The organism is uncultured Nocardioides sp. (assembly GCF_947489365.1).
Lineage (GTDB): Bacteria > Actinomycetota > Actinomycetes > Propionibacteriales > Nocardioidaceae > Nocardioides.
The window spans coordinates 48,578-61,390 of sequence record NZ_CANLDB010000005.1 but is presented as its reverse complement, the minus strand read 5'-3'; the positions used below and the strand labels follow the sequence as shown (position 1 = coordinate 61,390).

Here is a 12,813-nt window from a genome sequence, read left to right as displayed (position 1 = left end):
TCAGGCCTTCGCCTTCTCGCGGACGCGGGCGTCGAGCAGCGCGTAGCCCAGGTCGATCAGGACGTTGAGCACGAAGATCGAGATCGCGGTCAGCAGCACCGCCGCCTGGAGGACCGCGAAGTCGCGGCCGACGATCGAGTCGATCATGAGCTTGCCGATGCCCGGCCAGCCGAAGATGGTCTCGACGACCACCGCGCCGTTGACGAGGCCGACGGTGAGGTCGCCGGCGACGGTGAGCGCGGGGGCCGCCGCGTTGCGCAGAGCCTGGTGGGTGACGACGCGGACGTCGCCGGCGCCGGTGCTCCGCGCCAGCCGCACGTACGGCGCCGAGAGCGCGGAGACCATCGCGCCGCGGACGACCTGGGTGAGGACGCCGACGGGGCGGATGGCGAGCGTGGCGACCGGGAGGATCCACGACAGCGCCCCGGCGTTCGTGCCCGACGTCGGCAGCACGCCGAGGACGACCGCGAAGAGGTAGATGCCCATGATCGCGATCCAGAAGTCCGGCACGCTCGCCGCGGTCATCGACAGGAACGAGGAGATCCGGTCGGCGATCGAGTTGGGCCGGTACGCCGCCCAGCTGCCGATCACGACCGCGAGGACGATCGCGATGATCATCGTGGCGGCCGCGAGCTGCAGGGTGGCGGGGAAGGCCCGCAGCGCCATGGTCGAGGCGGCCTCGCCGGTGCGCAGCGAGGTGCCGAAGTCGAACTGCAGCACGCCGCCGAGGTAGTCGAGCAGCTGGCGCCAGATCGGGTCGTCGAAGCCGTTGCGCTCGGTGAACGCCGCCCGCTGGGCGGGGGTCGCCGACTCGGGCAGGTAGAGCGACGCCGGGTTGCCCGTGAGCCGGGCGAGCACGAACACGCCGAGCAGCACGAGCAGCAGCGGCAGCAGGCTCGTCAGCGCCCGCTTGCGCAGGAAGGTGAGCATCGGGTTCCTCGGGTGTCCGTCGGGGGATCGGGGGTGGAGCGGGGCGGAGGGCCGGCGAGGTCGTCGCCGGCCCTCCAGGCCGTCAGCTGCTCGGCGACATCTCGAACACGTGCATCTCGTCGCCCGTGGCCGAGTTCGGCTCGTAGGAGACGTTCGGCCCGACGGCCAGCACGCCGTTCATGTGAGCGAGGTAGGCGAACTGGCCGACCTCGGTGGGCTCCTCGGCGAAGACGTCGGCGAGGCCCTCCTGGCGCTCGTCGCCGGTGAGCTCCTCGGCCGAGCGGATCTGCTGGTCCAGCTCCTCGGTGCCGCCCGAGCTCTGGAAGCCGTCGGAGAGCAGGTACTGGTCCATGGAGAAGGCGGCGTCACCGGCCTGGTTGCCGTGCTGGATCACCAGCAGGTACGGGCCGGAGTCCTCCGGGAACGGGCGCTCCTGGTACTCGGTGGAGCCCGCGGTGTCCATCAGCTCGATCTCGACGTCGAGACCCAGGTCGGAGAGGTCCTGCTGGATGACCTGCAGGGTCTCCTCGACGCGGGGGAACAGCGCCGTACGGCTGATCAGGCGGATCTGCGGGGAGAGGTCGACGCCGTCGGCCTCGGCCTCGTCGAGCAGCGCGCGCGCCGCCTCCGGGTCGTACGGCGCGGGCTCGAGCTCCTCGTTGAACCCGACGATGCCCGACGGCACGAGCTGCGCGGCGACCTCGGCGGACTCGCCGAACAGCGAGCTCGTGATGCCCTCGCGGTCGACGGCCATGTTGATCGCCTGGCGCACGCGGATGTCGTCCAGCGGCGGCGTGGTGGTCTGGATGCGGACCGCAGTCGTCTCGTTGTTGGGGTACTCGACGGCGAGGTCGCCGGCGCCGTCGGTGGGCCCGAGGCCCGTCGCGACGTCGGCCTCGTCGTTGGTCACCATCGCGGCGCGGACGCTGCCCTCGCTGCGCCACACGTAGTTGGCGGCGTCGTAGGCGGGCGCGTCGCCCCAGTACTCGGGGTTGGCGGCCAGGGTCAGGCTCTGGCCGGCCTCCCAGACGTCGACGGCGTACGGGCCGGTGCCGACGGGCTCGCGGACCTTCTCGGCGGTGTCGGTGGAGGGCGGGACCATCTCCACGAAGGAGATGCGCAGCGGCAGGATCGGGTCCGGCTCGGGCGTGGTCACGGTCAGCGTGGTGGCGTCGGTGGCCTCCAGCTCGAGGTCGACGTCACCGAAGACGTAGCCCTCGACGTTGCAGCCGAGGTCGGAGTTGACCGCGCGGTCGATCGAGAAGGCGGCGGCCTCCGCGTCGAAGGGGGTGCCGTCGCTGAAGGTGACGTCGTCGCGCAGCGAGAAGGTCCACGTGTCGTCCGCGGTCTGCTCCCACTCCGTCGCGAGCTTGGGGCCGAGCTCGCCGCTGGTGGGGTCGCGCTCGACGAGGGGCTCGGTGATGTTGGAGCGCACCACGACGCCGGTCGAGGTCAGCGACGCCTCGCAGGGCTCGAGCGTGGGCGGCTCCTCCGGCAGCACGATGCGGACGGTGGAGCCGTCGGCGCTGCTGCCGGAGCCACCGCTGTTGCTGACGGAGCACGCGGTCGCGCTGACGGCGAGGCCGAGCGCGAGAGCGCCCAGCGTGGCCGGTCGTGCGACCGAGCGCAGGGGGCGCGGGCTTCGCGAGTGGGTCATGGGTCCTCCGTTTGACGGCTCATCTACGAATGAGGATGTCGTACGTGAGTGTGGATCACAGTAGAAGCGCCCCCGAGGACCGTCAACGCATGACCCACCTCACATCACGTCGAGAACCATACACATACGCAGACGATGTTCCAATAGGTAGTTGAGTGCTGCTAACGTGGCGCTCACGTTGACGTGTGCCGACCGGCGGCCACGACACCCCAGTCAGGAGACATCGATGGCGCGTTACTCACCCGACGAGCTGGCCCAGGCGCTCGGCCGTGGGCTGCTGTCCTTCCCGGTCACGCACACCACGGCGGACCTCTCCTTCGACGAGGCGGCCTACCGCGAGCACCTGCGGCACCTCGACCAGTACGACGTGGCCGGACTCTTCGCCGCGGGCGGTACGGGGGAGTTCTTCTCCCTCACCCACGACGAGGTGGCCCAGGTCCTGCGCGCGACCGTCGACGAGATCTCCGACGGCACCCCGGTGCTCGGCGCCGCCGGCTACGGCACCTCGCAGGCCATCCAGATGGCACGCCAGGCCGAGGAGATCGGCGCGGACGGCATCCTGCTGCTCCCGCCGTACCTCACCGAGCTGCCGAAGCAGGGCCTCTTCGACCACGTCGCGCGGGTCTGCTCGGCCACCTCGCTCGGCGTGATCGTCTACCACCGCGCGAACGCCCGCTACGACGCGCAGACGGTGATCCGCCTGGCCGAGGAGTTCCCCAACCTCATCGGCTTCAAGGACGGGGTCTGCGACATCGACCTCCTCGTGACGCTCCACGCCGAGCTCGGCGACCGGCTGGTCTACATCGGCGGCCTGCCCACCGCGGAGACCTACGCGATGCCCTACCTCGAGCTCGGGGTGAGCACCTACTCCTCCGCGATCTTCAACTTCGCCCCGCAGTGGGCCGTCGACTTCTACGCCGCGGTGCGCGCGCACGAGCGTGAGACCGTGCAGCGGATGCTCGCCGAGTTCGTCGTCCCCTACATCGCGATCCGCGACCGCGAGGCCGGGTACGGCGTGTCCATCGTCAAGGCCGGCCTGGCCGCGGCCGGGCGACCGGCGGGCCCCGTCCGTCCCCCGCTCACCGACCTCTCGGAGTCCGAGATGGCCGAGCTGACCGACCTCGTCAAGAAGGTGGTGTGACCATGACGGCCACGCAGACCAGCACCAGCACCCTCACCGGGGAGATGTTCCTCGGTGCCACCCGCGTGAGGGGCAGCCACGGCACCGTGCGCGGGGTCGACCCCCGCACCGGCGCCGAGCTCGAGCCGGCGTACGGCCTCGGCGGCACCGACGACGTCGCCCGCGCCGCCGAGCTCGCCGACGCCGCCTTCGCGACGTACCGCAGGACCTCCCCGAGCGAGCGCGCCGCGTTCCTGGAGACGGCCGCCGACAACGTGGAGGCCCTCGGCGAGACCCTCGTCGCGCAGGTGCAGCTCGAGACCGGCATCGTCGAGCCCCGCGTGCGGGGCGAGCTGGGCCGCACCGTCGGCCAGCTGCGCCGCTTCGCCGCGCTCGTCCGCGAGGGCAGCTGGGTCGGCGCCCGCGTCGAGCCGGCCCTGCCCGACCGCAAGCCCCTCCCGCGCCCCGACCTGCGCCAGCGCAAGATCCCGCTGGGCCCGGTCGCGGTCTTCGGCGCCAGCAACTTCCCGCTGGCCTTCTCCGTCGCCGGCGGCGACACCGCCTCCGCGCTGGCCGCCGGCTGCCCCGTCGTGGTCAAGGCGCACAGCGCCCACCCCGGCACCTCCGAGCTCGTCGCGGGCGCCCTGGCGGCAGCGGTGGCCGCCCACGACCTGCCCGAGGGCGTCTTCTCGATGGTGTACGGCGACGGCCGCGGCGTCGGCACGGCCCTCGTGACCGACCCGCGGATCCGCGCCGTCGGCTTCACCGGCTCCCGCTCCGGCGGCCTCGCGCTCGTCGCCGCGGCGGCCGGGCGGCCCGTGCCGATCCCGGTGTACGCCGAGATGTCCAGCATCAACCCCGTCTTCCTGCTCCCCGGGGCCCTCGCGACCGGGCCCGAGGCGCTCGCGGCGGCGTACGTCGACTCGCTCACCGTCGGCGTCGGCCAGCTCTGCACCAACCCGGGCCTCGTCTTCGGCGTCCGTGGGCCCGACCTCGACGCCTTCCTCGCCGCCGTCGCCGCGCGCCTGGCCGACAGCCCGGCGCTGCCGATGCTCAACCCGGGCATCCACGCCTCCTACGTCGAGGGCGTGGCCAGCACGGGCGCGCTCGACGGGGTGGCCACGGTGGGCAGCGGCAAGCAGGACGAGTCCCTGGCCGCCGGCGGCCAGGCCCACGTCTTCACCGCCGCCCTCGGCGACTTCGCCGCGGAGCCCGCGATGCAGGAGGAGAACTTCGGCTCGTCCTCCCTGGTCGTGCAGGTCGACGACGCCGAGGAGCTCGCCGGCGTCGCCGAGCGGCTCGAGGGCCAGCTCACCGCCACCGTCCACGCGGTCGAGTCCGACCACGCCGCCGCCGCGGGCCTGCTCGACGTGCTCGAGACCAAGGTCGGCCGGGTGCTGTTCAACGGCTGGCCGACCGGCGTCGACGTCGGCAGCGCGATGGTGCACGGCGGCCCGTTCCCCGCGACGAGCGACGGGCGGTCGACGTCGGTCGGCACCCTGGCGATCGAGCGGTTCGTGCGTCCCGTCGCCTACCAGGACGTGCCGCCGGCGCTGCTGCCCGCCGAGGTGGACGTCGACAACAGCCTGGGGCTGTGGCGGCTCGTCGACGGTGAGCCGGGTCGTGGCTGATCGTCCGGTCGTCGCGTCGGTCCGGGTCGTGCCCGTCGCGGGCCACGACTCGATGCTGCTCAACCTCAGCGGCGCGCACGGGCCCTACTTCACCCGCAACATCGTGGTCCTCACCGACTCCGACGGCCTCGTCGGCGTCGGGGAGGTCCCCGGCGGGGAGGCGATCCGCAGCACCCTCGTCGAGGCCGGCGACCGGCTCATCGGCCAGGAGGTCGCGGGCTTCCGCAGCCTGCTGCGCGGCATCGGCGCGGCGTACGCCTCCCGCGACGCCGGGGGACGCGGTCTGCAGACGTTCGACCTGCGCACCACCGTCCACGTCGTCACCGCACTGGAGTCCGCGCTGCTCGACCTCCACGGCCAGCACCTCGGCGTCCCCGTCGCGGAGCTGCTCGGCGACGGCCAGCAGCGCGACCGGGTGCCCGCCTTGGGCTACCTGTTCTTCGTCGGCGACCGCGGCCGCACCGACCTCGCGTACGACGCGGGGCCGGACGCGGGGTCCGACGCGGCCGACGACTGGTCGCGGCTGCGCCACGAGGAGGCGATGGACGCCGACGGCGTCGTCGCGCTCGCCCGGGCGGCGCAGGAGCGCTACGGCTTCGCCGACTTCAAGCTCAAGGGGGGAGTGCTCCCCGGCGAGCAGGAGGTCGAGGTCGTCACCGCGCTCGCCGCAGCGTTCCCCGAGGCCCGCGTGACCCTGGACCCGAACGGCGGCTGGCTCCTCGCCGACGCGATCCGCCACGGCCGCGCGCTGCGTGGCGTCGTGGCGTACGCCGAGGACCCCTGCGGCGCCGAGAACGGCTTCTCGGGGCGCGAGGTGATGGCGGAGTTCAAGCGCGCCACCGGCCTGACGACCGCGACCAACATGATCGCCACCGACTGGCGCCAGCTCGGCCACGCGGTGCGGTCGGGGGCGGTCGACATCCCGCTCGCCGACCCGCACTTCTGGACGATGGCCGGCTCGGTGCGGGTGGGTCAGCTGTGCGAGAGCTGGGGCCTGACGTGGGGGTCGCACTCCAACAACCACTTCGACGTGTCCCTGGCGATGTTCACCCACGCGGCCGCCGCCGTGCCGGGGGAGATCACCGCGATCGACACCCACTGGATCTGGCAGGACGGGCAGGGTCTGACCCGCGACCCGCTGCGGATCACCGACGGCCACCTCACCGTGCCCGACGCCCCCGGCCTCGGGGTCGAGCTCGACGAGGACCGGCTCGCCGCCGCCCACAAGCTCTACCTCGCCGAGGGCCTCGGCGCGCGCGACGACGCCGTGGCGATGCAGTACCTCGTGCCCGGCTGGACCTTCGACCCGAAGCGCCCGGCGCTCGACCGATGACCGCCCCATGAACGACGGAAGGCAGATGCCATGTCCCAGGTGCTGACGGTCGGAGACCTCAAGCCCTCCCTGGTCGCGACGCTCGCCGAGACCCACGACGCGCCCGTGCTGCCGACCGACCCCGGTGAGCGCGCGGCGTACCTCGCCGAGCACGGCAGCGACGTCCGCGTGGTCGTGACCTCCGGCCGCTTCGGGGTGGACGCCGAGCTGATGGCGGCGCTGCCGTCGCTGGAGGCGGTCTGCAACTTCGGCGTCGGCTACGACACCACCGACGTCGCCGCCGCCCAGCAGCGCGGCGTCGTCGTCTCGAACACCCCGGACGTGCTGACCGACTGCGTGGCCGACACCGCGGTCGGGCTCGCGCTCGACGTGCTCCGGGGCCTGTCGTCCGCCGACCGGTTCGTACGCGGGGGCGACTGGTCGGCGGGCAAGTCGTTCCCGCTGATGCGGCGGCTGTCCGGCAAGCGGGTGGGGATCCTCGGCCTGGGCCGCATCGGCCGCGCCGTCGCGCAGCGCCTCGAGGCCTTCGGCTGCCCGATCACCTACCACTCCCGGCGCCAGGTCGACGGCGTCGACTACGCGTACGCCGCCTCGCCCGCCGAGCTCGCCGCCGCCGTGGACATCCTGGTCGTCGTCACCTCCGGCGGGCCGGAGAGCGCGAACCTGGTGGACCGGACGGTGCTGAAGGCCCTCGGTCCCGACGGCTGGCTGATCAACATCGCCCGCGGGTCCGTGGTCGACGAGGACGCCCTCGTCGACCTGTTGGTCTCCGGCGGCCTCGCCGGCGCCGGCCTCGACGTCTTCGCCCACGAGCCGAAGGTCCCCGACGCCCTGCTCGGCCTCGACAACGTCGTCCTGCTGCCGCACCTCGGCAGCGGCACCGTCGAGACGCGCGCGGCGATGGAGCAGCTGACGCTCGACAACCTCGAGGCCTTTCTCGACCGTGGCGAGCTCGTCACCCCGGTGCCGGAGTCGGTCCGATGAGCATCGGGCTCGGGTACCTCGGCACCCCGGAGAGCCGCGCCGCGCTCGGCCACGCCGTGCACGAGTGCGCGCTGCACGGCTCCGACCTGGTGATCGTCAGCCCCCGCGCGGTGGGGGAGACCCCGGAGTTCGCGGCCGACCGCGCGCTCGCCGAGGCGACCCTGCGCTCGCGGACGGTGACGATCCAGCTGGTGGACTCCGAGCACGACCTCGCGGACGCCCTCATCGACCTCTCCTACGAGGCCGGGGTGGAGCTGCTGGTCATGGGCCAGCGCCGCCGGTCGGCGGTCGGCAAGCTGCTCCTCGGCTCGCTGACGCAGCGGGTCATCCTCGAGGCGCGCTGCCCGGTCACCGCCGTGAAGCCGCCGGTGGAGCCCACCGGCTGAGTCTGCGACGCTGCAGGTGGTCTCGTGAAGCCGACCCGGCCCGCGACAGCTCCGAGCGAGAGGACGTCAGGCCGTGACCATCCTGATCGGATACGTGCCCACCCCCGAGGGCGAGGCGGCGCTGGACGCCGGCCTGCGCGAGGCCGGCCTGCGCGGCGAGGACGCCGTCATCCTCAACAGCCCCCGCCGCGGCGTCCCCGTCGACGGCTCGATGCTCGACTCCGCCGCCAGCTCCACGCTGGTCCAGCGCGCGAAGGACGCCGGCGTCACCGCGACCGTCGACCACGCCGAGCACGGCTCGTCCCTCGTCGACACCTTCGTGAGCCTCGCCGAGAAGCACCCCATCACCCTCGCCGTCATCGGCCTGCGCCGTCGTACGCCGGTCGGCAAGCTCGTCATGGGCAGCAACGCCCAGCGCCTGCTCCTCGAGCTGCCCGTGCCGGTGTTGGCGGTGAAGCCACAGTAGGGCTCCTGCTCGCACGAAGGATCCTGGATTTTTAAAGGAGTGCGTGTCGGCGCAGCGGTAGAGGTTCTAGTGTGAACTGACGAAAAGCTAGAGCCCGTGGCGCCAACGGTCGAGCCACAAGGCTGGGAGTCGGAATGCAACGACCACCCATTCCTGCTTGCTTCAGAACCGGGTCACCTAAACGCGCGCCGGCTCACTCGGTTTCAAGGGTGCTCGCCCGGGTGCAACGCCTCTTCAAAGACATCAAGGGACTTTTGATTGCCGCAGTGCAGTGTAGTGACCCAGTTCTCGTAGGTGGAATCTTTGGCGTCCGATCGACGTATTGTCACCATATTTCGTCCTTTTCTCGCTAGGGCTCGGAGCGCCTCAACGACTGGGCGCGAGCATCTGGGATTTGCGCGTGCGCAATGGTGCTGGCCTCTGAAATAGATGGATAAGTTGTAGCATGCGTACATCAATAAATGGCCAGGGCTTGCTGGGGCCTGACATTGGTGCCGACCTTGAGCTCAGGACATGCTCTAGCGTTCCGGCAGATCAATCTGCGGCAGGCTTCCGAGGATCGACAGCAACTTTAATGTCATTTCTGACGCTTTCGCCGCGGGAGGCTGGATTCCGCGATGCAGAAACTCTCCACGCAACTTGTATGCCTCGTGGAGGGTGGGCACGTACTCCTTCGGAATGTTGGCCTCATTAACCAGTTGTCGAAACGACTGTTGCCGGAAGCCTTGCCGGCTTCTCAATTGAGCCTCAATGGCAACAACTGCCTCAAGAAAGGCCATAGTGCTATCCCCATTCTTCAACCGACTGGTGACCGAGTTTGCAGTCAGCGCGGGTGTCCTTGGTCCCACCATCTGAAGAATCTCGTCAAACACCCGATCCTCGATGGTCATTAATCCATAGAGGTCGAACTCATCCGCTTCTTCCGACACGACTCGCCTGCCACCAACTTCTGCGTTTGCGTCAGGGTCGACAACAATCATTCTTTGTGGATCTACTGTGGAACGAGCCACCCCGATCTCAAGGGCGGCTGACTGATCACGGTTTCTTCCATCCAGAACGACAGCGGCCGCGCGCCTTAAGAGTTGGCTCAACGACGCAAGGTGCAGCGAGGGCTGGCTCTGAATATCGTCGGGTGTCACGGGGATGAGCCCGTTCATGCGCAACGCCGGGAATATTGCCTCGCGGTAGCGCGCAAGGGCCTCGTTGCCGCCAAGAAAAACGACCATCGTCCCCGAAGGAACTGGCACTCGGAGCTCCGCTAACAAGGAGTCCTCGGTCGATTCTGCGCGTGAAGCTGCTGACCCCTCGAGTGCGTCGGCCAACTGCTTGAAGAAGTTTTGGAAGACCGACGTCCGACTAACTCCCCGACGAGATTCCAGAACGACAACTCGCACGCCGCGACGTTCGAATCGACTAACTTGACTGGTGGTTCCAGTCGCCAGAATAACCCATGGTGTAGAACTGTTTGAGCCCAATCGATTCTTGATCAGAGCCAGCAGGGCCCTGAAGTCAGGGTCGTCTGCAGAGTAGCCAATGAGAACTGGGACGCGAGTGATGAGCAGGTTGGCTACGAAAGTTGCTAACAGTGGGTACTTCGTTAAGAAGCCATCATAGTCATTCTCGGTGGCAACCAATTCATCCGGATGATGCACGTCGCCATGAAATTTCACGAGGAGGGTCGCGCGGCTACGGCGGCGAGCAGCTAGCCTCTGCTCGCCCACGATTGGCTCAAAAGGCCAGTTCAACTCGCGCCATGAGTCCTCGAGCACAAAGTCGAAATTGGTCGTGAGAACTGCATCGAACGGAATCCGACCAAGTTCAATATTGAGCTGGCTTGGCTTGACTTCATCAATCAGAAGCAGGTCGCGTAGTTTGTCGATTAGCGGCAGTCGGCCGTACCGCTGCTCAAAGTTGCTAATTGCGTCGATCGCACCAGTCGAGCCGTGTTCATCGTCCAAGTACAACTCAATGTCTTTCGCGAGCTTCGCCCAGCCTGGGGGCTTGCGGTCGTCTGAAGCAACAGCGTTGGCGGACATCCCCGCACCCACGACTGGCAACCAACGCCCCTCCAATAGCTCGTCTTGCAGGAGTCTTGGCAACTTGGCGTAGTAATCGGTCGACACTCAAGTGACTCTAGAAGACCATTGGCTTCCTGGCCATGAGTTCTCAAGGTTCACGGTTCGGAGGTGGCTCGACTGAGAGTATGGCCGAGGCTGCGGTCGGGTCCGATCTCTTTTGTCGCCGCAGGATGTGTGTCCGGTTCCTGGAAGTCGACTTGCCTTCTAGTGGCCGAGTTGAGTCGGTTTAGAACCGATCGCAGCACAAATACCTCGCCAACGGGCAGTGGGCCGGACGAGGAGCGCGGGGCGGCGGCACCGTCCCTTTGATATAGACCCGCGGCTTAGAAACACATCCGATGCCGCGGCAACTCTGCACCTAGGCCGTCAGGGTGCCTACCGCGCGCACCGTATGTGCCGCGACCCCTATGCGCGACGTGTAGACGTACGCCCAAGCGTGGGCGGGCGGTCAGGAATCATAAGAAGCTCCGACTGCGCCTGCTGGCCTCATGACCCCCCTGTTACAGTACTGCTCCCGCCGGGGTCGCCCCCGTCGTGGCCGGTTGGTGTAATGGGAAACACGTCTGTGGAGGGGTGTCGCCGAGAGCATGCGCAGCGCGTCACCACCGATGAGACAGGAGTTTTCGGGTTCGACTCCCGTACCGGCGGAGGACATGCACCACGGGTCATGTCTTGCGTCGGTACGAGAGGTGGCAGATGTCAGAGGATGAGCTTCGGCTCTTTGCTGCTATCGACGAAAACGTTCGAACGGGCACGTCTGCTTTGCGGCAAGTGCTGCTACAAGCGAAAAGTCAGGCTGCCCGGGCCCCGGCATCGAGGATCTCAGGGGCAAACACTGACGGGCGGATGGTGGCTGCCGACACGACGGCGAGAGTTGCTTACCTACTCCTAGCGGCGCAATATGAGGCGCGTCTGGGTTGGCTCGTTTGGCACCCGGATTCACGACTCGATACTACTCAGCGAGCCGAGGCTCTAAAGGGCGGTATCGCCTCGCGCTGGAAACTGCTTTTGCGTTTGGCTTTTAGCGATCGCTTATCGCGTCGCGATCCCCCTGTTCTGGTTGGTCCTGGCGAGATGCCGCGAAGATTGACTGGCGATGATAAGCGGCGATACGCAGATTTAAGCCGCGTAGCGCGTGAGTATCTTGACCCGCTAATCGATACTCGAAACTCCTTGGCCCACGGCGAATGGCGAACCGCGTTAGCGAGATCATCGGATGGTGTCAATGAGACCCGGACTGAAAAACTTCAAGAAATCTCATTATTCCGGGTTACGGTAATGTCTAATCTCCTGGAGCACTACTGGAAGTGTTTTTTTGACGCCTTGGTCACACATCAGGCTTTTGAGCGCGACTTCCCTGTCCACCATCGACGTATGATGCATGCTGCGATTCGTCTAGAATCCTCGGATGAGGAGCGCTGGCTGTCTAACTTGCGTCGGAGGTTTGTCGATGGGAGAAGTAGTCAGGGTGGTCTAAAAGACCCACCCATGCCACCTCAACTCCAGATGCTCCGCCGTCCTTTCCGCTGAGTTTGAGGCTGGTGTCACTCGAGGGACTTCGTGTTGAAGGGTCGATCTATGGAGAGGGCGCACCATCCCCGATTAGCCGTATATCGCGTCGAGATGGTCAGTGTGCGAGCAGCAAACAGACACCGGGTCCGCTTTTGCCCGGTCTTGCCATTCTTCGGGTGATTCGTTCGCCTGGCAGTACGACCGCAACTGGCGGTCACTGCGGCCGTAATACTGGTCGCGTTGCGCAGTTACCTCTAATGAAGGGGCGACAGTGCTAGGCGCTGCTGGGGTCTGGAACTCGTGTCGCGATTTCCTGACCCCGGGATTCATTCCGCCCCAATAGCGCAGTCATCGCTTACGTACACTCGCGGGTTGTCGTGCTCAGGCGGTTCGACGAATGCTGCCACGACGTAGGCTTTAGTGCATGGCGTGGAGTCTGCTTGGCACGATAGCGGGCAGTGCGCTTGAGGGGAGCAGTTCAAAGGAGATCTGCGATCGCTTGGCGCGGGTGTCATGTTGTTGGACGATTCGTTTTGCGAGGATCTGTGCGGCGGTCTTGGTCCACTCCAAAGAGCAATAGTGGTCTTTCCAGCCGCCGATCGCGGCGTGGATCCTGGTTTTGAGGCGGTCTCTGACCGACTTGGCGGCGAGACGCCGCGAGGCCCGAATCCCCGGTTTGTCTCGTCTTGCTCTTCACCCCGACCCGCGCCAATTGG

At 67.8% G+C, this 12,813-nt stretch carries 9 protein-coding genes and 1 tRNA gene; 7 read left to right on the top strand and 3 right to left on the bottom strand.

Annotated elements, in window-relative coordinates; translation table 11 throughout:
• Nucleotides 1–930 (bottom strand): ABC transporter permease, encoded by a 930-nt coding sequence (locus Q0858_RS14750; protein WP_299055881.1) that lies wholly within the window; start codon nucleotides 928–930, stop codon nucleotides 1–3.
• A gap of 82 nt (nucleotides 931–1,012) precedes the next feature.
• Nucleotides 1,013–2,587 (bottom strand): ABC transporter substrate-binding protein, encoded by a 1,575-nt coding sequence (locus Q0858_RS14745; protein WP_299055878.1) that lies wholly within the window; start codon nucleotides 2,585–2,587, stop codon nucleotides 1,013–1,015.
• A gap of 226 nt (nucleotides 2,588–2,813) precedes the next feature.
• On the opposite strand from Q0858_RS14745, the gene kdgD reads away from it, so the two are divergent.
• From kdgD to Q0858_RS14715, 6 genes are all read left to right on the top strand, one after another.
• Entirely contained in the window at nucleotides 2,814–3,728 is a 915-nt protein-coding gene (kdgD, locus tag Q0858_RS14740; RefSeq protein WP_299055876.1) for a 5-dehydro-4-deoxyglucarate dehydratase, read from the top strand.
• 2 nt (nucleotides 3,729–3,730) lie between these two features.
• Complete coding sequence (locus tag Q0858_RS14735; protein ID WP_299055874.1) at nucleotides 3,731–5,338, top strand: aldehyde dehydrogenase (NADP(+)); 1,608 nt, start codon at nucleotides 3,731–3,733, stop codon at nucleotides 5,336–5,338.
• Nucleotides 5,331–6,671 carry an enolase C-terminal domain-like protein gene (locus tag Q0858_RS14730; RefSeq protein WP_299055871.1) on the top strand — a complete coding sequence of 447 codons (1,341 nt, stop codon included), beginning with the start codon at nucleotides 5,331–5,333 and terminating at the stop codon, nucleotides 6,669–6,671. The genes Q0858_RS14735 and Q0858_RS14730 overlap by 8 nt, the downstream gene beginning before the upstream one ends.
• Nucleotides 6,672–6,701: 30 nt before the next feature.
• Nucleotides 6,702–7,655: a 2-hydroxyacid dehydrogenase gene (locus Q0858_RS14725; RefSeq protein ID WP_299055867.1), complete on the top strand. Its 954-nt coding sequence runs from the start codon at nucleotides 6,702–6,704 to the stop codon at nucleotides 7,653–7,655.
• A complete protein-coding gene (locus Q0858_RS14720; protein ID WP_299055865.1) occupies nucleotides 7,652–8,041 on the top strand; it encodes a universal stress protein in 390 nt (129 codons plus the stop codon). Before Q0858_RS14725 ends, Q0858_RS14720 begins: the two co-directional genes overlap by 4 nt.
• 73 nt (nucleotides 8,042–8,114) lie before the next feature.
• Nucleotides 8,115–8,507, top strand: coding sequence for a universal stress protein (locus tag Q0858_RS14715; protein ID WP_299055863.1), 393 nt, complete (start codon nucleotides 8,115–8,117; stop codon nucleotides 8,505–8,507).
• A 518-nt stretch (nucleotides 8,508–9,025) separates the two neighbouring features.
• Here Q0858_RS14715 and Q0858_RS14710 read toward each other — a convergent pair.
• The gene (locus Q0858_RS14710) at nucleotides 9,026–10,630 is read right to left on the bottom strand and encodes an SIR2 family protein (protein ID WP_299055860.1); all 1,605 of its coding nucleotides are present in this window, start codon (nucleotides 10,628–10,630) and stop codon (nucleotides 9,026–9,028) included.
• 491 nt (nucleotides 10,631–11,121) lie between these two features.
• Here Q0858_RS14710 and Q0858_RS14705 point away from each other — a divergent pair.
• A tRNA-OTHER gene (locus Q0858_RS14705) sits at nucleotides 11,122–11,233 on the top strand.
• The last annotated feature ends 1,580 nt before the right edge of the window (nucleotides 11,234–12,813 follow it).